We start from the raw sequence: 19,537 nt of genomic DNA on the forward strand, positions 1-19,537 counted from the left end.
GGCAGGAACGCAACGACGCGTCGAAACAAAGAGTTAGAGCACAACGCCACCTGAACGCATTTTGCTCTGGAGCGTTTTGCTTTCGGATCGAAGCACCAAGAATCGCAAAATTCTTTTGATACCAGTAGGTTAATTTCGAAATCCGCTCCTACCTGAACGCATTTTGCTCAAGTGGGAACCAACAGGTAGACCAAAATGGCTGTCTATGCCGGCGTCGAAGACCAGATTTCAGCCGACTTGCCCTGTGGACCCGATCCGGATGGCGATCCGGAGGCGCAGAATTTTCTGAGCGTTGCCGAAGGCCAGCTGCCGGCGAGTTATCGCTCCTTCAACAAGAAATCGTTCGAAGCCAAGCAAACGCTTTCGGCCTTGGGAGATTATCTCAAGAAATCGCGCGATGTGAGATACCTCATCCTGGCCGCGAAATATCATATCCTGTCGGATGATCTGCCGGGTTTCATCGACGCAATCACGGCCATGAATGCGTTGCTGTCGGCGCAGTGGGAGCATTGCCATCCGACGGAGGCCGCCGGCGGAGCGGAGCTGAGATCCGCCTTCCTGAAATCGCTGGACGACCTTCCGACGGTGGTCTTGCCGTTGCAGAGCGCCACCCTCATCAACGACAAGCGATTGGGTGCACTGTCCATGCGCTCGATCCTGGTCGGGGAGAAGAAGCTGCCCGCCCGCGACGGGGAGGCGGTTGTCGATCCGTCAGGCATCAAGGATGCCTTTCTGCGTCTTGAGCCCCTGCAGCAGCTTGTGGACCTGCAAGCCAGTCTGCAAACGATCCTGGCCAGCCTCGATAGCCTGCGCCAGCTCTTCATCGACAAGGCCGATCACCAGACTGCCCCGCAATTCGAGCAGCTGCCGGACCTCGTTCGCTCGATCCGCGCCTATGTCGGCGATATCGTCGCGACGCGGCAGCCTGGTCTCGCGGAGACCGAGCCCGGTGATGAAGAAGCAAGCACGGAGGAAAGCACTGCAACCGCTGCATCGCCGCCCTCCGGGCCGCGCGATGTCGCCTCCGTGAAGGAGGCCTCGAATGCGCTGGCCGCAATCCTCGCTTATTATGCTGCTCATGAACCCTCGAGCCTGGCCAGGCTGCTGGTCAAGCAGGCGCACCAGCTCGTCGGCAAATCCTTTGTCGAAGTTATGAAGATCCTGGCGCCCGGCCTGGTCGAGAAGGCCAAGGTCCAGATCGGGGGCGCCGCACCCTTCGCCCTGAATTTCGCTCAGCTTTCGGCGCTCGCAGCCGACGAAGGCAAGCCGGCGGAGGGGGAGGCCGAGGCGCGCAGCTATACCGTCGCCTCGCGTGCAGAGGCCACGGCACTGATGCGCCAGGTTGAGATCTTCTACAACAACATCGAGCCTTCGAGCCCGATTCCCATGCTGATCGAAAAGGCGAGAAACTTCGTCGCCAAGGACTTCAATGCTCTTCTCACGGAAATATCACGCAAAGATGAGAAGTAGAACGACAAGTCGTGAGTCGTCGGGGCGATGAATTGAGATTAACGAGCGAGATGCTCGGGGATCTAAGTAAGGTGCCCGTAATTTCTCATCTATGCTTTCGAGTATGGTGTTGAGATCACTATCGCGAGAGGGGTGAGAAATTGTTTCTAAAACTGGTACAATGCGATCCAAAGTATTTCAGGAGGCGTTAGTGGAGATGCTTACCTCAAATCGAGACCCGGGTATTCGGCATTGCCTTACCTGGAAGGCTGCCCTGCCCGTCGCAGCGCTCGCGGCAGCGATGCTTGCCTTGCCGGCAAGCGCCAAGGCGGCCGAGCGTCGCGTCGCCTTTGTCGTCGGAAACAGCCATTATGCGGTGGTTCCGCCGCTCAACAATCCTGACAACGACGCGCAGGCCGTTGCGGCGGCCTTGAAGCGTCAGGGCTTCGAAGTGGTGTCGGCGCTCGACCTCGATCGCAACGACTTCGACAAGGCCCTCCAGCGCTTCATCCGATCGCTGCCGGGGTCCGAGCTCAGCGTGTTCTACTATTCCGGCCACGGCATTCAGGTCGGGGGTGACAACCGCATCATCCCGATCGATGCGAAGCTGAAGGATCCGGCCGACCTGGAGGTCGAGACGATCAACGTCAAGACGATCGTCGCCTATATGCAGCAGAACTCCAAGACGCAGCTGGTCTATCTGGATTCCTGCCGCACCAATCCGTTCCAGTCGCGCTCGTTCCTGGTCGGCCCCGAAAAGCAGATGGCGGTGGCCGGCGTCGGCCTGGCGCCACCGGCCAGCGTGCCCAGCAGCCTCATCGCCTATTCGACCCAGCCGGGAGCCGTCGCCGAGGATGGCACGGGCGACAAGTCTCCGTTCACCGCGTCCATGCTCAAATATTCTTTCACGCTGGGCGTCGACGTGCAGAAGGCGCTCGACAAGGTGACGCAGGACGTGTGGGACGCGACCGAGGAGCGCCAGCGCCCCTGGTCGGTCGATACGCTGGCCCAACCCGTCTACCTGGCCAAACCGGCGATCCGCATCGCTGCGGCCGCGCCGGTTCAGACTGCCATGACCGCAGCCGTCAAGATCGGCCCGGCTCCAAGGCAGGACCAGGGCAATGCGGCGCCGCCCCAGGAGGCGCCGGTGCAGGTGGCCGCCCTACTGGGTGAAACCTTGAACACGCCGCGTCGCGTGCCGATCGGCGTCGGCCAGGTGGCCATGCTGGGTGACTTGCCGCTTGTTCGCGCCGCGACAGGGGCGCAGATCCAGATCGCGGCGGCGCCAAGCCTTGGCACCATGTACCTCAACGGCAAGGCTCTGGCCGAGGGCGACGTGGTCGATCAGAACGCCATTCGCGCCGTGACGTTCGAGCCCTCCATCGGCTCGGAAGGCAAGGTCCAGAGCGTTCAGCTCAAGGTCGAACAGCCCGGCGGCAATGGCCAGGTCGTCAGCGGCAAGATCGAATCCTTCGTGCCTGCCTGCGATGAGCAGGCGGGCGAACCGCTCGATCCGCAAGGCGTGACCGCCGGGAAACTGCCGAACGAGATCGATCCCCTGCCGGCCCTTGCCGCCTGCGGCGAGGCCGTCGCGAAGTTTCCCGAGGTCACACGCTATAAATACGAACTCGGACGCGCCAAACTGGCCGACAAGGACGTGGCCGGGGCGATCGAACAGTTCAATGCTGCGTCGGATGTCGGGTATACGCGCGCCTATTACGAGTTGGGCTATCTGGCGGAACGCGGCCTCGGGCGCCCCCAGGATGTGGTCGAGGCCAACCGGCTGTTCAAGATGGGATCGGACCGTGGCGATCCCTATGCCATGCTGGCCTATGGCCGCAATCTGGCGAAGGGCCGTGGGGTACCCAAATCCGTCGACGATGGCGTCAAGCTGCTGAACCGGGCCGTCGAGCTCGGGCACACCTATGCCATGAATGAGGTCGGCGCCATGTATTACTATGGCCAGAGCCTGCCCGCCGATCCGAAGCGCGGCATCAAGTTCTATGAAGCCGCGTTGGCGCGCAACGACATTTATGCCATGCGCAACATGGGCATCGTCTATCTGGAGGGAAAGGGCGTGACGCGCAACCCGGCAACCGCAATGGAGCTCTTCAAAAAGGCTTCGGATGGCGGCCACCCCAGCGCGCCCACCAATATCGGTGCGATGTATTTCAAGGGTGACGGCGTCAAGAAGGATCTGGCGACCGCGATGAACTGGTATCAGATCGGCGCGGAGCGTGGCGATTATTTTGCAGCCTCGAATCTGGCGTGGATCTATTCGAAGGGCCCCAAGGCTCAGCGGGATCTGGAGAAGGCCGTATGGTATTCCAGCCTCGCCGTCGCCATGGATGCCTATGGGGAGCATAAGGAGGAAGCAGACGGTCTTCGCGCCTTGCCGCTGGCCGAGAAGAAGAAGACCGTCGAGAAGCTGAACAGCGAGCTGGGAAGCGACGCCGTGACGCCGTCCGCCGATATCGACGACACGCTTGTGCTTCTTGCTCGAAAAGCCTGGCAGAAGCGCAATCCACGCCTCGACCTGTTCTGACGGACCGCGATTTCATCGGAACGCCTTTTTTCTTGCCTTCCCTGGATATACCGGGGAGGGCAACAATGGCCGACGCTTATGGCAGGCGTTCTTCGATGGCGGCGACCATGCGGGAGTTCCCGATCGCCAAGATGTTTTCCGATCCATCTCGAGCGGAAAATGCGTCTGTCTCCTATAGCGTTTTGCGATTTGAAGGTATCGGCAAGAATCGCAAAGACGCGTTAAAACAAGGAGTTAGAGCAATGGGCGTTTGCGTGTAAACGCGCTTTGCTCTAGAAGGCCTGAGCCTCATCCGATCCAGATGGAACGAATAAGTCCTTGGCCAGCACTCAGCTTTCCAATGCGCTTGCCCAGCAAAGCCGTGCTCCGTCTGCAGCATCGAACCTGATTTCGTATCAGGCTCGATGCTGCAACGATCGTAGCGTCCTCAGTGCCCGAGCTGATACGCGGACATCTCGTAATTCGCGAGCGTCATCATCCTCACGTCGATGAGATCATAGTCCACCATGAGATAGCCGCTGTCGGTGACGATAACGGCCTCGGGCCGGGTCTCGAGGAGATCCTGCGCCATGACGCCCACATAGATCGGGCCACCCCAGACATAGCGGAATTGATAGATCGGCAGGCCGCTGGGAGAGTGGCCGAGCGCATGGATATCGGTCTTGAGGCGCCGATCGGACCACCCCCCTCCGCCACCTGAACCGCCACCGCTGCCGCCGCCTCCACCGCCGCCGCCGCCGCCAGTTGGGTAAACGGTGGTACTTGGGGTGGGTCCGGAGGCCGTGCTGTCAGGGACTGCCTCCGATGGCAGCTTCTTACGGCGGTAAATCACCCGGCGCTGGGGATGAACAGGTCTCCTGTTCCAGTCCGGTTCCGGCACGGGCTCCTCGAAGACCTGAGGGCCACGATAGGCCGACTCGCAGCTGGCAAGCACAGCAGCCAAACCACTTCCGAAGGCTCCCAGCAACAGGCCTCGACGCAGATCGAACTTGCTCGTCATCGATATCTCCTAAAATCTGACCGCACCCAAGGGGCCGATGTTGGACTATAACAAGTGCCGCGTATCCGGATGTGACGTCGCGCATATACGGAGCAAGCTCAAGCTGGGCTCTTCCTGTCCGCTCGGCGCACTAGCCAGGTCGACAAGACAAACGCTTGGAGGCCCTTGATGAGAATGTGGCCGCACCCGTTGACGGCGTAGCTGTATTCGAGCTCGAGAAAGTAGACGAACAAGTTGAAGGAGGCCGCGACATCCGCTTCAGCACCTCCAGCATAGCATATTGGGGCACCGTCAGCGCCCCCGCAAACAGCGCTCCTTCCCAATGTATTCGAGCCCGCCAAATATACGCCAACCTCCGTGGAGTATCAAATTCCTCGGACGGGCTCATAGACAAGCGCAGGTGCCCGACGAGCAGCTCGGAGAAGATGATTCGGATTCCCGGCGGGAGAGGTGCTGGGCCGATCCTCCATCGAAACAAGGACCTCAGCGGACTTGGGTTGGTCCGCCTCCGCAAGTCTGCCCAGGCCGCCTCCGCGCACGAAAAGCTCCGTATATGAGAACGCAAATCAGAGTGGGGCTGCGCACGTCTTTAATCGGACGGGCCAAGCGTGTGAGTGCTGGTGATATTATCCCTCGCCTCGTATTCTTCGAACGTAGGAAGTTCATCGAAAGCAGGCTCGAACATCTGTTTCTCGTATTCGAAACGCGGAACTTCGACAACATCGTCCAGGGCATATTCGACGCGCGCATATTCGATGCCGTTATTCTCGTTTCGAAAGAGTCCTCGCGCCTTCGACATATCGGTATCTCCTCTTTGTTGAATGCAGGCGACGGTAATTCGTCTGGGGTGAATTCCATCCGAGCCGAAAAGTTCCGCTTTGGTCATATTCACCGAAAGGCCCGTTTGTTCTCGGCCAAATCAGAGCCGAAAGGCATCTGTGCAAATCTCGATTTCACCGTGCCTTTCCGTGCGCACGCGCCATTGGCGAGCGATGGCAATCGGGATACAAAGACATGCTCCACCTGTGAGATATAGGGCTGGCGGCCAAGCTGTCTGGGGAACTGGTGAGAGCAACAACCTAAGCAGACTTTCGTTGGCAGGCCAACGCTTCGTCCGCTTGGTTCTTTGTTTTATTGCAGGTTCTTGTCGGAAAACTGGAGGACACTTTTCCGAGATCTGCCTAGCCATCTGGGAACCCCGAGCTTGGACAAAAGCACCATCGCCCTGGCAGCCGAAATCGTCGCTGCCTACGTCTCGAACAATCCCGTTGCCAAACCGGCGCTTCCTGACCTTATCGGCCAGGTGCACGCCGCGCTGATGCGATCGTCCGAGGGCGCGCCCGCGCCCGTTGTGGTCGAGGCAGCGCCCATACCGGCTGTCCGCATCAGAAAATCGATTACCCCGGACTTCCTCATCTGTCTTGAAGATGGCAAGCAGTTCAAATCCCTCAAACGGCATCTGCGGACGGCGTATGGCATGACGCCTGCCGATTATCGTGCCAAATGGGGGCTGCCGGATGACTATCCGATGGTCGCCCCTGAGTACGCCGCAAAGCGGTCGGCCATGGCGAAAGAATTGGGCCTCGGGCAAACGCGAAGCAGGCCGACGGCACTCCCGCCGAACAGCAAACGGCAGGCTGGCGTTTAACCGCACAGGTCGCAGGCACCCCGTGGCCCTGCCGAGCGTCAAACTCAATCGTCTCCGGCAAAATCGGCGCGAAAGGCTATGATTGTTCGAATCAGAGGAATGCCTTGCCAATCTCGGCAAGCATTCGCTCCTGCGAAACTCAAGCGTCGACCACGGCCTCCGCCTCGATCTCCACGCGATAGGGTCCGACCAGTCGGGCGACAGCCAGCAGCGTGTTCGCTGGCCTGATGCCGGCAAAGTAACGGCCATGCACGCGCGAGACGGCCTCCCAGTCGTCGACATGCTGCAGGTAGACACGGGTGCGTATCACATCGGCAAGCCCGCCGCCGAGGGCGGCCAGGCTAGCGGCAATCTTGTCGAGGATATAGACGGCCTGGCCGGCGGGATCGTCAGGGCAGATGGGCTCGCCCATGCCGTGCGTGGCCGTGGTGCCGCTGACGAGAAGGCGATTGCCAACCTTGATAGCCCGGCTGTAGCCGCAGATGCCCTCCCAGATGCTGCCGGTGTCGACGACCAGACGGCCGGGCCGGCCTTCCACAGGCGTTGCCTGATAGACTTTCGGCAGCGAAGCCAGATGATGGCTGAGATCGCCGGACGCCGTGAGGAAGGGAGGCTTGCGGTATTCGTCGCCACAATCGCCATGGATGCGGCGTGAGGCTGCGAAGGCCGCGCCGAGCAGGGCATGATCGCCTTCGTCCAGTCTGAGGCCGAAGGTCTGGGCATTGTCGTCGCGATGCTCGCGCTCGCCGAGACGCGCCCCCACGATGACTGCTGCGACCACGGGTTGATCGAGCACCCAGCGGCCAGCGACATTGGCGATCGACGCCTTGTGCTTAGCGGCAACCTGCTGCAAGGCGGTGAGAATGCGCTGATAGACGCCCCAGCCGCCGATCGCCTCGACGAAGCGCCGATACTTCATCTTGCTCCAGTCGGCGATCTCATCGGGCTCCGGCTGTCCGAGCCAGCGCTCGTTCAGCAGCCCGCCGGCGAGCGTGCCATAGGCGAGGAGCCGGATGCCGTTGGCCAGGCAGAAGGCGCTCATGTCCTCGCTGGCGCGCCGGTCGAGAACCGAAAAGGAGACCTGGTTGGAGATGACGGGAATGCCCTCGCCCTTCAGCACGCGCAGGTGATCGGTATCGAAATTGGTGACGCCGAGGTGGCGGATCAGGCCCTCCTCCTGCAGCCTCGCCAGTTCGCGCATGGCATCGAGGTAGCCGGAATGCTCGAAGGTCCACCAGTGGAACTGCAGGAGATCGATGCTGTCGAGGCGCATGCGCTCCAGGCTGCGCTCGACGCCGGCCCGCACGACCTCGGCCGTCATCGGTCCGGGTGACGGGCACCATTTGGTGAAGGCGGCGGCGCGGCGCCGGCCCGCCTGGCGTTCGTGGGCCAGGAACTCGCCGGTGATCACTTCGGCGCTGCCGTAATGGTCGGCCATGTCGAAGGTGTCGAAGCCGGCATCGGCATAGCCTGCCATCACCTGCGCGGATGCAACGGGATCGAGCAATGTGCCGCCGCGCTCCATGTCGGCGATCTGCCACAGACCTGTGACGATACGGCTGATCGAAAAACCGGGCGCGAGTTCGGTGCGTTCGGGGGGTAGTGTGGTCGCCGTCATGCGGATGTCTCAGCCAAGCAGCTTGCGCAGTTCGCCCTGCATCGCGAAGAGGCGTGGCAGCACCTCCTCGACCAGGGTCTGGGAGGAGACGCGCTGAGCCTGCACGCCGACATTGGCCGCGGCCATCACGCTGCCGCGGGCGTCGAGGATCGGCACGGCGATCGAGCGCAGGCCGATCTCCAATTCCTCGTCGATCAGCGCGTAACCCTGCTGGCGCACCCTGGCGAGTTCCTTCATCAGCTCCGACAAGCCGGTGAGGGTCTTTGGCGTATGTTTCTCGCGCTTGGTCGCCTCAAGCCGCCGGCGGGCCTCCTCCTCCGGCAGTGCCGCCAGCAGCACACGGCCCATCGAGGCGCAATAGGCCGGCAGGCGGCTGCCGACGTTCAGCCCGATCAGCATGACACGGCGCTGGGCGGAGCGGGCGATGTAGACGATCTCGCCGCGGTCCAGAATCGAAGCCGACGAGGATTCGTGGATCGATTCGGACAATTGTTCGAGAAAGGGCTGGATAATACGCGGCAGCGGCGTCGAGGACAGATAGGCATAGCCGAGCTTGAGGACGCGGGGGCTGAGGCGAAAGAACTTGCCGTCGAACTCGGCATAGCCGCCATGGACGAGCGTGAGCAGGCAACGACGCGCCGAGGCGCGCTCCAGGCCAGTCAGACGCGCCACATCGGCAATGCTCAGCTTGTTTCGCTCCTGGTCGAAGGTTTCGATTACCGAGAGGCCCTTCACGAAACCGGCGATCAGATCCCCGTCGCGAATGCGCAATCCCGAATCCATGAGCCCCTCCGCAATGTGCGATATCCGAACGTACATGTGCGCAGCGCACTTGACCAGTGCAAGCTTGCTGGTGCATAAATTGGGCGTTTTGAGAACACTTGTGCGCTATACGGACAAAATCCTGAGTGGTGAGGAAAGCCTGGAATGGCTGAGTTCCTTGATCTAGCCGCGGCCGTGGAGGCCAACCTTCGCGATGGGGACAGCGTCGCCATGGAAGGCTTCACCCATCTCATCCCCTATGCGGCGGGGCATGAAGTGATCCGGCAGGGCCGCAAGGATCTCGAGTTGATCCGCATGACGCCGGATCTCCTCTACGACCAGTTGATCGGCGTGGGCGCGGCGCGAAAGCTCAAATTCTCCTGGGGTGGCAATCCGGGCGTGGGATCCCTGCATCGCATGCGCGACGCGGTGGAGAACGGCTTTCCCAATCCGATCGAGGTCGAGGAGCATTCGCATGCCGCCATGGCCAACGCCTATGAGGCTGGCGCTGCAAACCTGCCCTTCGCCACCTTCCGTGGCTATATCGGTGCAGACCTGCCCAAGGTGAACCCTCAAATCCGTTCCGTGACCTGTCCTTTCACCGGCGAAGTGCTGGCGGCGGTGCCCGCCATACGCCCGGATGTCGCCATCATCCACGCCCTGCGCGCCGACCGGGTCGGCAATGTGCTGATCGAGGGCATCGTCGGCGTGCAGAAGGAGGCGGTGCTCGCTGCCCGGCGCTCCATCGTCACGGTCGAGGAGGTGGTCGAGGAGTTCGGCCCGCGCTCGGCCAACAGCGTGATCCTGCCGGCCTGGACGGTGGGCGCCATCGCGGTGGTGCCCGGCGGCGCCTTTCCCTCTTATGCCCATGGCTACTACAAGCGCTCGAACGCCTTCTACCGAGACTGGGACGCGATCTCGCGAGACCGCGAAAGCTTCGCCGCCTGGGTAAAGGAGAACATCCTCGCAAAGGATGCCGGTACGTTCGCGCGCTACGCACGGGCCGCCTGAGGGGATGGAGATGAGCGCGTTCACCCCCACCGAAATGATGACGATCGCCGCCGCCCGAGCGCTCGGCAATGAGGATGTCTGCTTCGTGGGCATCGGTGCGCCGTCCGCGGCATGCAACCTCGCCCGTCTCACCCATGCCCCGGGCATCACGCTGATCTATGAATCCGGCACCATCGCCACCAAACCGGACGTGCTGCCGCTTTCGATCGGGGATGGGGAGCTTTGCGACACCGCGCTCACCACCGTCTCGGTGCCGGAGATGTTCCGCTACTGGCTGCAGGGCGGGCGCATTACCGTGGGCTTCCTCGGCGGCGCGCAGATCGACCGTTTCGCCAACCTCAACACCACCGTGGTCGGCCCCTATGACAGGCCCAAGGTGCGCCTGCCGGGCGGGGGCGGGGCCCCCGAGATCGCCACCAGCAGCGGCGAGGTCTTCATCACCATGGCCATGGGGCTGCGGGCCTTCGTTGACAGGCTGCCCTTCGTCACCTCGATGGGCCATGGCGAGGGCGGCGACCATCGCCGGCGCCTGGGCGTCACCACCAAGGGCCCAACCAAGGTGATGACGGACCTGTGCGTGATGGAACCCGATCCCGACAGCAAGGAATTGGCGGTGGTCTCGCTGCATCCCGGCGTCAGTCGCGAGCAGGTGCAGGCGGCCTGTGGCTGGCCGCTGCGCTTCGCTAGGGATCTTGCCGAAACGCCGGCACCGACCGCGGAAGAATTGACGGTCCTGCGCGATCTCCACGCCCGGACCCAGCGCGCCCATGCCGCGGATTGACGGGACAGCGGATTGAGATGATGGAAGCCTTTATCGCCGGCTATGTCCGCACGCCGATTGGCCGTTTTGGCGGCGCCCTCTCGTCGGTGCGCCCGGATGACCTCGCTGCCATCACCCTCCGCACGCTGGTGGAGCGGCATCCTTCGCTCGATGCGGAAGCCATCGACGAGGTCATCCTCGGCTGTGCGAACCAGGCCGGCGAGGACAATCGCAACATTGCGCGCATGGCGAGCCTGCTGGCCGGCTATCCCGTCTCGGTGCCGGGTTCCACCATCAATCGCCTTTGCGGCTCCGGGCTCGACGCCATCGCCATCGCTGCGCAGCAGATCCGGGCGGGCGAGGCCGACCTCATCGTCGCGGGCGGCGCCGAATCCATGTCGCGGGCCCCTTTCGTGATGCCGAAGGCCGAGAGCGCCTTCTCCCGCGCGGCCGAGATCTTCGACACCACCATCGGCTGGCGTTTCGTCAACCCGCTGATGAAGAGCCTGCATGGTATCGATTCCATGCCCGAGACCGGCGAGAACGTCGCCGCCGAGTTCAATGTCTCGCGCGCTGACCAGGACGCCTTCGCGCTGCGTAGCCAGCGGCGCGCCGTCGCCGCCCAGAAGAGCGGGCGCCTCGCCAGGGAGATCGTGCCGGTGACGATCAAGGGCCGCAAGGGCACCGCGACCGTGGTGGAAGCCGACGAGCATCCGCGCGCCGACACGAGCTTGGAGGGCCTGTCGAAGCTGCCGACACCGTTTCGGGAGGGCGGTACCATCACCGCCGGCAACGCCTCGGGTGTGAATGACGGGGCGGCGGCGCTGCTGGTGGCCTCGGAACAGGCGTGCCGGCGTCATGGTTTGCAGCCGATCGCGCGCATCCTCGGCGGCGCTACGGCCGGCGTACCGCCCCGCATCATGGGCATCGGCCCGGTGCCGGCTTCGCGCAAGCTGATGCAGCGCCTCGGCCTGACCATCGGGGATTTCGATGTGATCGAGCTCAACGAGGCCTTTGCCAGCCAGTCGCTTGCGGTGTTGCGCCAACTGGGCGTGGCCGATGATGCGCCGTTCGTGAATGCCAATGGCGGCGCCATCGCCCTCGGCCATCCGCTCGGCGCCAGCGGAGCGCGCATTGCCGGCTCGGCGGCGCTGGAACTTGAGGAGCGCCAGGCAAAAAGGGCGCTGGTCACCATGTGCATCGGCGTCGGCCAGGGCATCGCATTGGCTCTCGAGGCCGTGTGATCCCTAGAGCAAAGCGCGTTTAGGCTCAAACGCTGCTTTGCTCTAATTCTTTGTTTCGACGCGTCTTTGCGATTCTTGCCGATGCCGTCAAATCGCAAAACGCTTTAGCATCTGCCCATTAAGATGCCCCCTCGCAGTTCGAGGGGGGCTTCGTTCATCGACGACTGAAGGTGCCTTACGCTGCCTTGGCGTCGAGGCGGTCCATCAGCGCATCGAGCTTGCCCATAATCGCCAGCAGCTTCTCGCGGCGGGCGAGGCCTTCCTTGCCCAGTTCCGCGAAAGTCGTCAGCGGAGCGCGCACATCGCCGACGGGATAGCCCGCTGCTGCGGCCAGCGCCTTGGAATAGCACTGGTGGCCATAGGTCGGATGGCCGGCGGCGATGATGTGGTCCATCTCGTTGATCAGCGCCTGGATGGCGCGGGCATCGTCGAGGCGCCCCGCGACCAGGAAATCCCAGATGCGCGAAGAGGCCCGCGGGATATAGTTGCCATAGGGGTTCACATAGCCGACGGCGCCGAGACGGTAGCTCTCGACGATGCGTTCGCCGGCGAAGACGTTCATCACGCCGTCCGTGAGTTCGACGATGTCATAGACACGGCCGACGTTCATGCTCGCTTCCTTGATGTAGCGCACATTCTCGAAGGCCCTGGTCATCTTGGCGATGAGCGCCGGCTTCATGTCGACATTGGTGGTGACGGGGTTGTTGTAGAGCATGATCGGCAGGGTCACCGCTTCCGAGATCGCCTTGTAGTAGGTGAAGATCTCGTCCTCGGTGGGGGTGTAGTAGTAGGGCGGGGCGATCATCAGCCCGTCGGCGCCCATTTCCTGCGCCTCCTTGCTGTAGCGCACGGCGTTGGGCGTATGCGCGTTCATGGTGCCGACCATCACCTGCATGCGGCCGGCGACATGCTTCACCGTCTCCTCGACATAATGCCGGCGTTCCTCGTCGGTAACGGTGAGGAATTCGCCGGTGGTGCCGAGGATGATCACGCCCGGCACGCCGCAGGCCAACTGCCAATCGAGGAAGCGCTTGAGGGCAGGCACGTCGATGGCACCACCGTCCGGCGTGAAGGGGGTGACGGTGACGCTGTGACTGCCGCGAAACTGCTTGGCCATGGGAAATTGTCCGGTCTGGAAGGTATGTTGGAGGCGTGAAAAGTGTGGGCGGTGAACGGATGGGCCGGGACCGTGCTTGCCTGCGCTGAGACAATGTGCCGGTGTTGGGGACATCGCCATCACGAAGAAACGCGTTCACACAGCGAACGTTTGTTACTATAGCGAACGGGTTGGTGCAGGCAAGGCCGTTGATGGTTCCGTGAGGCGTTGATGTCGGATGTGATTGTGATCGGCGGCGGTCTCGCGGGCTGTGCCACGGCCTATTACCTGGCCGCGGACGGTGTTTCCGTCACGCTGCTCGAGCGCTCCGATCTCAACACCCTGGCCTCCGGTTCCAATGCCGGCAGTCTCCATGCCCAGATCCCTCATGACCCCTTCATCACCAAGGGCGAGGGCTGGGCGCACGTCTTCTCCCCCACCATCGGCCTGCTCTCGCGTTCCATCGCGATGTGGCGCGAGTTGCCGGCCCTGCTTGGCATGGATCTCGAGGTCTCGCTGAGAGGCGGTCTCCTGGTCGCGCCCAACGAGGCGCAACTGCGCGATATCGAGCGCAAGGTAGCGTTCGAACGGGAGCAGGGGCTGACGGTGGAATTGCTGGACCGCACCGCGCTGCGCGAGCGTGCGCCCTATCTGGCCGACCACATGGTCGGTGGCGCCTTCTGCCCGGACGAGGGCAAGGCCAGTCCCTTCCTGGCCGCGCCGGCCTATGCGGCGGCGGCCGAGCGCCTCGGCGTCAGGATCCTCCGGCACACCGAAGTGCAGGGCATCACGCGCGAGAGCGATGGTTTTGCGCTCGCCACCAGCGCCGGCATGCTCAGGGCGCCGCGGCTGGTCGATGCCGCCGGGGTCGAGGCGGGACGCATCGCGGCGATGCTCGGCATCGAGCTTGCCGATGTGCAGGGCTTTCCGATCCAGGCGAGCGCCACGGAGCAGGTTGCGCCGCTGGTGCCGCACCTCGTCTATTTCACCGGCGAGAAATTGACACTGAAGCAGAACAATGCCGGCACGCTGCTGATTGGCGGCGGCTGGGCGGCGCGGCTCGGGCGCCACGGCAATCCGATTGTCGATCCCGACTCGCTCGCCCGTAACCTTGCCGTCGCGGTCTCCGTCGTGCCCGCTTTGGCGAAGATCAGGATCGTGCGGACATGGGCGGCCATCGTCAGCGGCACGGATGACTGGAAGCCGATCCTCGGCGAGATTCCGCGCATGCCCGGCTTCTTCGTGAATTTCTTTCCCTGGATGGGCTTTACGGCAGGCCCGCTCGCGGCGCGCATCGTCGCCAGCATGGTGCAGGGCAGGGAGCCGCCCGTCGATATGGACCTCGGGCCATTTCTGCCCAAAGCCTGAGGCCTTGTGCAGAGGGCGGAGCCGGCCTCAATGCCTGAGGATCTTGCTCACGAACTCCTTCGTGCGGGTTTCCTTCGGATTTTCGAAGATCTCCCTGGGCGCGCCGGTCTCGACGATCTGGCCCTTGTCCATCATCACCACGCGGGTGGAGACCTCGCGCACGAAGGCCATTTCGTGCGATACGATCAGCATGGTGATGCCCTCGCTGGCGAGCGAACGGATGGTATCCAGCACCTCGGTGACGAGTTCCGGGTCGAGCGCGGCGGTGACCTCGTCGAGCAGCAGGATCTCGGGCTTGAGCGCCAGGGCCCGGGCGATGGCGACGCGCTGCTGCTGGCCGCCGGAAAGCTGGTCGGGATAGGCGTGATGCTTCTCGCTGAGGCCGACCTTGGCGAGCAGCGCCGTCGCTTCCTTCTCGACATCGGCCTTGGGGCGCTTCTTGATCTTGAGGGGCGCGATGGTGACATTGCGCATCACGTCCATGTTCTGGAAGAGATTATACTGCTGGAACACGATGGCCATGCGATCGCGCATCGCGCGCAACTGGGCCCGTGAGGCATAGTCGACCTGGCCGCCATCGAGGCGCACCCGCCCGCCGGTCGGCGGCAGCAGGCCCATCAGCACGCGCAGGAAGGTGCTCTTGCCCGAGCCCGAGGGCCCGATCAGGCTAATCACCTCACCCTTGTTCACCGACAGGTTCACGTTGGACAGAACCGGGACCCGTCCATACGCGCTCGAGAGATTCTCTGCTTCGAGAAGTGGCAAGGCGTTTCTCCAGATAGGCGCCGAGGCGGCTGAGGGGGTAGGACATCACGAAATAGCCGGCGAGCACCACGCCATAGACGAGGAAGGGCGAGAAACCGCGGCCGACGAACATCTTTCCGGTGAAAGTGAGTTCGACCACGCCCATCTGCGAGGCGAGGGCCGTGTCCTTGATGAACATCACCATGAAGGCAAAGCCGGGCGGCAGAATCACCTTCCAGGCCTGCGGCAGGATCACCGACAGCAGCGTGCGCCAGAAGCCGAAATTCATCGCCTCGGCCGCCTCGCGCTGGGCCTTGGGCACCGACTCCATGCCGGCCCGGATGATCTCCGACATGAAGGCCGTCGAGACCAGGCAGATCGAGATCAGCGCGATGACGAAGAGCGAGATGCCCCGGCTGATCGCCTGCACCCCGAACATCACGATGAACAGGATGACGAGGAAGGGAATGCGCCGGAAGATCTCGACATAGAGCGTCACCAGCAGGCGCAGCGGCAGGAGCAGCCTGCTGTGTGTCGAGCGGATGCCGGCGATCAGGAAGCCGAAGAAAAAGCCGATGCCGCAGCCGACGATGGTGAGGGCGAGGGTGGTGCCCATCGCCTGCAGCACGAAGATGGCGTTGTAATAGGTGAAGAACTGTGGCGCGTCTTCGAGGATCCGGTTCCACCACATCAGAAGATCCTCGCCTTGACACGGAAGGCCCAGCGCCCGACCAGCGCCAGCGCCATGGAGGCGATGAAGGTCAGCACGATATAGATGACGGCGATCACCGAGAAGGTCTCGATGGTGCGCAGGTTCTGGGTGGAAATGTTGATGGCCCGTCCGGTCAGCTCCTCTACCCCGAACACGGCGGCGATCGAGCTGCCCAGCACCAGCCAGATGAAGAAATTGCTCAGCGGGGCATAGATCGTCTTGGCGATGTGCGGCAGGATGACGAAACGCACCATCTGCCAGCCCGACATGCCCAGGACCTGCGCCGTCTCGATCTCCTCACGCCGCACCGAAAGGATGCCGCCACGCAGGATGTCGGTGAGATAGGCGCCGGAGTTCACCGTCATGCCGATCACCACGGCGGTCATCGGCGAGAGGACGACGCCCGCATCGGGCAGCGCGTAGAACAGGAAGTAGATCTGCACCAGGGCAGGTGTGTTGGTGAAGAAGATCACATAGGCGTTGATCAGGCTGCGGATCGGCTTGCCGCCATAGACCTTGCCGAGGGCGCCGAACAGGCCGATCAGGGCGCCGAGCCAGAAGGACAGGAAGGCAACTTCGAGTGTCAGCAGGGCACCGCCGAGCAGATAAGGCAGCTGCGCCAGGACGACACTGAATTGGAACGTATAGTGCAATGGTCGCGGCCTCCACCTCCAGGCTGGCAGCGGAACAGATTACTCCATTCCTCGGTCAATACAGCATGGTTCCGTCGAGCCCCTCCGGCCCGACGGATCAGGGCGGAGGGGCCGGCTTTTCAAATCAGAAATAGGGACTGGGGACGACAGGCTTCAGCATTGGCTGGCCGTACCACTTCTGCCAGGTATCGTTGACGTAGTTGCTCGAATGCAGGTCGTAGAGCAGTATATTGAGGAAATTGCGCAGGCCGTCATTGCCCTTCTGCACGCCGATCGAATCGTAATTGGTGAAGATCGTGTCGTTGAGGGTGCGCCATTTCACGTCGGGATAGTTCTTGGTGAAGGCGAGGAAGAAGTCGATGTTCTCGATGATGGCATCGCCGCGGCCCTGAGCGACCGCTCGTACCGTGTCGGCATTGTTCTCGACCAGCAGAACCTTGGCGTTGGGCAGCTTGTCCTTCAGGAAGTCCACCGACCAGTTACCGCGCATGTTCACCAGGGTGTATTTGTCGGCGTTGAAGTCCGTCCACTTCTGGGTGTCGTTCTTGTCGGTGGTGAGCACCGCCATCGATTCCGTGTGCAGCGGCACGGTGAAGTCGATGAGCTTGGCGCGCTCGGCCGAACGGGTGAGGGCGCCGAGCGAGATATCGATCTGGTCCGCCACCAGATAGGGCACGCGCTGGGCGGTTTCGGTGGGCACGAATTCGGCCTTCACGCCGATCGCCGCGGCAATCTTGTTGCCGACGTCGATGTCGAAGCCCTCGAACTCGTTGGTCTTGCCATAGGAGCTCATGGGCGGGAAGTTTGGATTGACGCCGATCTTGATGGTGCCCGCCTGGATGATCTGGTCAAGCGAGCGTGCTTCCACGGCATGGGCGAGCATGACGGTGCCGAGCAGCGCCGCCGATGCGAGAGAGAGAAGTTTCCGCAGCATGTAGTCGTCCTCCTCCGCCGGCGGAAGCCGGCACGTGATACCCCTCTGCCAGACCGCAGCGGCCCCTCCTGGGCTTCAGCCTCCGATCCGCACCCGCATGCTGGCAAAACATAGGCCCGCCGGTCAACAGAAATGTACGTTATACGAACATTTGTGCGAAATAAGCACAGTGCACTTTTGCCATATTGGCGGCAAGTGCGCCATCCTTGGCCGTAAAAGACATGCCGGTGCGGGCCTTTTCGAGGCCTGCCCGCCGCTCTCCGGCAGTGATCATATGCAAGATATGGGCCCGCCGACCTGCTCGCCTCAGCGGATATAGGTCGCGCCGTTCACATCCAGCGTGGCGCCGGATAGATGGCGCGATTTGCCGGTGGCGAGGAAGGCGACGAGGTGGCCGATATCGTCGGGCGGCACCCATTCGCCCATGGCGAGTCCGGCGAAGATCTTGTCGGTGCCGCCCTGGGTCGCGGCGAAAGCCTCGGACATCTGCGTGGCGACCACGCCGGGCGCGATGATGTAGGTGAGGATGTTGTCGCGGGCATGGGCGCGCGCCACCGTCTGGGCCATCGCCTTCACGGCCGCCTTGGAAGCAGCATAGGCCATGGTGGCGGGATTGGTGACGCCGCGCTGGGCGCCCCAGCTCGAAATGGTGATCAGCATGCCGCCGCCAACGGCGAGATAATGCTTGATTGCTCGGCGCACGAGACGCGCGGGCGCGAGGACATTGACCTGCAGCGTCTCCGCCCACACCGCATCCCAGGTCTCGTCATCTTCCTCGATGCCGCCGTTCCAGCGCATGATGGCGGCGTTGTTGACGAAGACGTCGATCCGCCCACGCCATTGCTGCGCCTCGTCCCACAGGCGTTCGGCGGCTGCAAGATCATGCAGGTCGGCCTGCAGGAAGAGCTTGCGATCCGCCGGCACGCCGGCAAGCGCGGCCTCGGCGCCCGCCCGGTCCGAGCCATAATGGGCGACGACATGGGCACCCGCGTCGCCCACGATGCGGGCAGTGGCGGCGCCGATGCCTTTGGAGGCGCCTGTGATCAGGACGGTCTTGCCGTTGAGGTCCAGCATGGTGTGCTCCGGGGGGTAATCAGGCAAGGCCCGCATCGACGGGAAGCAATTCGCCGCTGATGCCGCTCGACAGGTCGCTGGCGAGGAACAGCGCGGCCTTGGCGACCTCCTCGGCCGTCGCCAGCCTTTGCAGCGCGTTTCCGGACGCCAGGCCAGCCAGGGCCTGCTCCTCCGAAGGGCCGCCGTCGCGGGCGCGGGCGCGAATGCGCTCCAGCAACGCATCGGTGGCGATCGGCCCGGGTGCGATGGCGTTGACGCGCACATTATAGCGGCCGAGATCCTGGGCCGCGGCGCGCAGGATGCCGAGCACGGCGTGTTTGGAGGCGGTGTAGAGCATCTGCCGGGGGTGGGCGACGAAGGCGTTGATCGAGGCCATCAGGATGGCCGAGCCGCCGCCCGCCTTCAAGGCAGGCGTGGCGTGCTTGAGCGTGGCGGCGACACCGCGCACATTCACGGCCATCACCCTGTCCCACTCGACAAGGTCGAGCGTCTCCGTCTCGCGCCAGGGCGGCACCAGGCCGGCATTGGCCACGACGACATCGAGCCGGCCATGGCGCTCCAGGACGGCGGCTACGGCTTTTTCGAGCGAGGCCTCGTCACCGACATCGCCGGCGATGAAGTCGAAGCCGGCGGGCAGCCTTGCGTCCCGGCCGAGTTCGGGCAGGTCGATGGCGCCCCCTTTGGCGCCGGCGGCCGAGAAGCAGGAAGCGATCGCAAGGCCGAGGCCTCGCGATCCGCCGGTGATCAGGGCGACGCGACCTTCCAGGAGGGGGTGCATGAATGGATCTCGCTCTTTCTGGCGGCAGGCCGAACGGGCTTGCGAATTACCCGGGGCAATGTAAATCTGTGTACAGAAGTTCGCAATGCGAACGCAATGAGGTGGCTTGCCGCCGCGCCCAGTCCCGTAACGGTTCCGATC

Annotated in this window: 19 protein-coding genes; 8 read left to right on the top strand and 11 right to left on the bottom strand. The window is 63.1% G+C overall.

From position 1 onward, the window contains the following. Positions 1-195 precede the first annotated feature (195 nt). From QQL24_RS23090 to QQL24_RS23100, 3 genes are all read left to right on the top strand, one after another. Positions 196-1,470, top strand: a complete 1,275-nt coding sequence (locus tag QQL24_RS23090; protein WP_284314646.1) for a type VI secretion system protein TssA — start codon at positions 196-198, stop codon at positions 1,468-1,470. 196 nt (positions 1,471-1,666) lie between these two features. Then, positions 1,667-3,994, top strand: coding sequence for a caspase family protein (locus QQL24_RS23095; protein WP_284314698.1), 2,328 nt, complete (start codon positions 1,667-1,669; stop codon positions 3,992-3,994). A 65-nt stretch (positions 3,995-4,059) separates the two neighbouring features. Next, a complete protein-coding gene (locus tag QQL24_RS23100; protein WP_284314647.1) occupies positions 4,060-4,254 on the top strand; it encodes a hypothetical protein in 195 nt (64 codons plus the stop codon). A 167-nt stretch (positions 4,255-4,421) separates the two neighbouring features. Here the strand turns inward: QQL24_RS23100 and QQL24_RS23105 are convergent, their stop codons facing one another. After that, positions 4,422-4,994, bottom strand: coding sequence for a tail fiber domain-containing protein (locus QQL24_RS23105; RefSeq protein ID WP_284314648.1), 573 nt, complete (start codon positions 4,992-4,994; stop codon positions 4,422-4,424). Between the two features lie 589 nt (positions 4,995-5,583). Next, complete coding sequence (locus QQL24_RS23110) at positions 5,584-5,886, bottom strand: hypothetical protein (protein ID WP_284314649.1); 303 nt, start codon at positions 5,884-5,886, stop codon at positions 5,584-5,586. Between the two features lie 312 nt (positions 5,887-6,198). Between QQL24_RS23110 and QQL24_RS23115 the strand changes: the two genes are divergently transcribed. Continuing rightward, positions 6,199-6,642: a Ros/MucR family transcriptional regulator gene (locus QQL24_RS23115; protein WP_284314650.1), complete on the top strand. Its 444-nt coding sequence runs from the start codon at positions 6,199-6,201 to the stop codon at positions 6,640-6,642. Positions 6,643-6,781: 139 nt separating this feature from the next. Here the strand turns inward: QQL24_RS23115 and QQL24_RS23120 are convergent, their stop codons facing one another. Beyond that, entirely contained in the window at positions 6,782-8,260 is a 1,479-nt protein-coding gene (locus QQL24_RS23120) for an aldo/keto reductase (protein ID WP_284314651.1), read from the bottom strand. A gap of 9 nt (positions 8,261-8,269) precedes the next feature. Further along, a complete protein-coding gene (locus tag QQL24_RS23125; protein WP_284314699.1) occupies positions 8,270-9,025 on the bottom strand; it encodes an IclR family transcriptional regulator domain-containing protein in 756 nt (251 codons plus the stop codon). A 162-nt stretch (positions 9,026-9,187) separates the two neighbouring features. Here QQL24_RS23125 and QQL24_RS23130 point away from each other — a divergent pair, with 162 nt between their 5' ends. The 3 genes from QQL24_RS23130 to pcaF are packed head-to-tail and all read left to right on the top strand — an operon-like array spanning position 9,188 to position 12,037. Continuing rightward, positions 9,188-10,033: a CoA transferase subunit A gene (locus tag QQL24_RS23130; RefSeq protein WP_284314652.1), complete on the top strand. Its 846-nt coding sequence runs from the start codon at positions 9,188-9,190 to the stop codon at positions 10,031-10,033. A gap of 10 nt (positions 10,034-10,043) precedes the next feature. Further along, on the top strand, positions 10,044-10,814 hold the full coding sequence (locus QQL24_RS23135) for a CoA-transferase subunit beta (RefSeq protein ID WP_284314653.1): 771 nt from the start codon (positions 10,044-10,046) through the stop codon (positions 10,812-10,814). Positions 10,815-10,831: 17 nt separating this feature from the next. Then, positions 10,832-12,037: a 3-oxoadipyl-CoA thiolase gene (gene pcaF / locus QQL24_RS23140; protein ID WP_284314654.1), complete on the top strand. Its 1,206-nt coding sequence runs from the start codon at positions 10,832-10,834 to the stop codon at positions 12,035-12,037. A 175-nt stretch (positions 12,038-12,212) separates the two neighbouring features. On the opposite strand, the gene QQL24_RS23145 is transcribed toward pcaF, so the two are convergent. Beyond that, the gene (locus QQL24_RS23145; protein WP_284314655.1) at positions 12,213-13,154 is read right to left on the bottom strand and encodes a dihydrodipicolinate synthase family protein; all 942 of its coding nucleotides are present in this window, start codon (positions 13,152-13,154) and stop codon (positions 12,213-12,215) included. 210 nt (positions 13,155-13,364) lie between these two features. Here QQL24_RS23145 and QQL24_RS23150 point away from each other — a divergent pair, with 210 nt between their 5' ends. Beyond that, positions 13,365-14,501 (top strand): NAD(P)/FAD-dependent oxidoreductase, encoded by a 1,137-nt coding sequence (locus tag QQL24_RS23150; protein ID WP_284314656.1) that lies wholly within the window; start codon positions 13,365-13,367, stop codon positions 14,499-14,501. Positions 14,502-14,528: 27 nt separating this feature from the next. Here the strand turns inward: QQL24_RS23150 and QQL24_RS23155 are convergent, their stop codons facing one another. The 6 genes from QQL24_RS23155 to QQL24_RS23180 form a co-directional block, all read right to left on the bottom strand. Then, on the bottom strand, positions 14,529-15,191 hold the full coding sequence (locus tag QQL24_RS23155) for an amino acid ABC transporter ATP-binding protein (RefSeq protein ID WP_284314657.1): 663 nt from the start codon (positions 15,189-15,191) through the stop codon (positions 14,529-14,531). After that, the gene (locus tag QQL24_RS23160) at positions 15,178-15,936 is read right to left on the bottom strand and encodes an amino acid ABC transporter permease (protein WP_284314658.1); all 759 of its coding nucleotides are present in this window, start codon (positions 15,934-15,936) and stop codon (positions 15,178-15,180) included. Before QQL24_RS23160 ends, QQL24_RS23155 begins: the two co-directional genes overlap by 14 nt. Beyond that, positions 15,936-16,610 (bottom strand): amino acid ABC transporter permease, encoded by a 675-nt coding sequence (locus QQL24_RS23165; RefSeq protein ID WP_284314659.1) that lies wholly within the window; start codon positions 16,608-16,610, stop codon positions 15,936-15,938. The genes QQL24_RS23160 and QQL24_RS23165 overlap by 1 nt, the downstream gene beginning before the upstream one ends. A gap of 124 nt (positions 16,611-16,734) precedes the next feature. Further along, positions 16,735-17,544: a transporter substrate-binding domain-containing protein gene (locus QQL24_RS23170; protein WP_284314660.1), complete on the bottom strand. Its 810-nt coding sequence runs from the start codon at positions 17,542-17,544 to the stop codon at positions 16,735-16,737. A gap of 306 nt (positions 17,545-17,850) precedes the next feature. Next, entirely contained in the window at positions 17,851-18,618 is a 768-nt protein-coding gene (locus QQL24_RS23175) for an SDR family NAD(P)-dependent oxidoreductase (RefSeq protein ID WP_284314661.1), read from the bottom strand. Between the two features lie 19 nt (positions 18,619-18,637). Beyond that, entirely contained in the window at positions 18,638-19,396 is a 759-nt protein-coding gene (locus QQL24_RS23180) for an SDR family NAD(P)-dependent oxidoreductase (protein ID WP_284314662.1), read from the bottom strand. Positions 19,397-19,537 lie beyond the last annotated feature (141 nt).

Source organism: Labrys miyagiensis, from assembly GCF_030160835.1.
Taxonomy (GTDB): domain Bacteria; phylum Pseudomonadota; class Alphaproteobacteria; order Rhizobiales; family Labraceae; genus Labrys; species Labrys miyagiensis.

Excerpts from the sequence above, each read along its gene's own strand:
- pcaF (WP_284314654.1), top strand. The coding sequence starts at position 10,832 with ATGATGGAAGCCTTTATCGCCGGCTATGTCCGCACGCCGATTGGCCGT.
- QQL24_RS23135 (WP_284314653.1), top strand. The coding sequence starts at position 10,044 with ATGAGCGCGTTCACCCCCACCGAAATGATGACGATCGCCGCCGCCCGA.
- QQL24_RS23105 (WP_284314648.1), bottom strand. The coding sequence starts at position 4,994 with ATGACGAGCAAGTTCGATCTGCGTCGAGGCCTGTTGCTGGGAGCCTTC.
- QQL24_RS23130 (WP_284314652.1), top strand. The coding sequence starts at position 9,188 with ATGGCTGAGTTCCTTGATCTAGCCGCGGCCGTGGAGGCCAACCTTCGC.
- QQL24_RS23120 (WP_284314651.1), bottom strand. The coding sequence starts at position 8,260 with ATGACGGCGACCACACTACCCCCCGAACGCACCGAACTCGCGCCCGGT.
- QQL24_RS23100 (WP_284314647.1), top strand. The coding sequence starts at position 4,060 with ATGGCCGACGCTTATGGCAGGCGTTCTTCGATGGCGGCGACCATGCGG.
- QQL24_RS23180 (WP_284314662.1), bottom strand. The coding sequence starts at position 19,396 with ATGCACCCCCTCCTGGAAGGTCGCGTCGCCCTGATCACCGGCGGATCG.
- QQL24_RS23170 (WP_284314660.1), bottom strand. The coding sequence starts at position 17,544 with ATGCTGCGGAAACTTCTCTCTCTCGCATCGGCGGCGCTGCTCGGCACC.
- QQL24_RS23150 (WP_284314656.1), top strand. The coding sequence starts at position 13,365 with ATGTCGGATGTGATTGTGATCGGCGGCGGTCTCGCGGGCTGTGCCACG.
- QQL24_RS23095 (WP_284314698.1), top strand. The coding sequence starts at position 1,667 with ATGCTTACCTCAAATCGAGACCCGGGTATTCGGCATTGCCTTACCTGG.
- QQL24_RS23160 (WP_284314658.1), bottom strand. The coding sequence starts at position 15,936 with ATGTGGTGGAACCGGATCCTCGAAGACGCGCCACAGTTCTTCACCTAT.
- QQL24_RS23090 (WP_284314646.1), top strand. The coding sequence starts at position 196 with ATGGCTGTCTATGCCGGCGTCGAAGACCAGATTTCAGCCGACTTGCCC.
- QQL24_RS23145 (WP_284314655.1), bottom strand. The coding sequence starts at position 13,154 with ATGGCCAAGCAGTTTCGCGGCAGTCACAGCGTCACCGTCACCCCCTTC.
- QQL24_RS23175 (WP_284314661.1), bottom strand. The coding sequence starts at position 18,618 with ATGCTGGACCTCAACGGCAAGACCGTCCTGATCACAGGCGCCTCCAAA.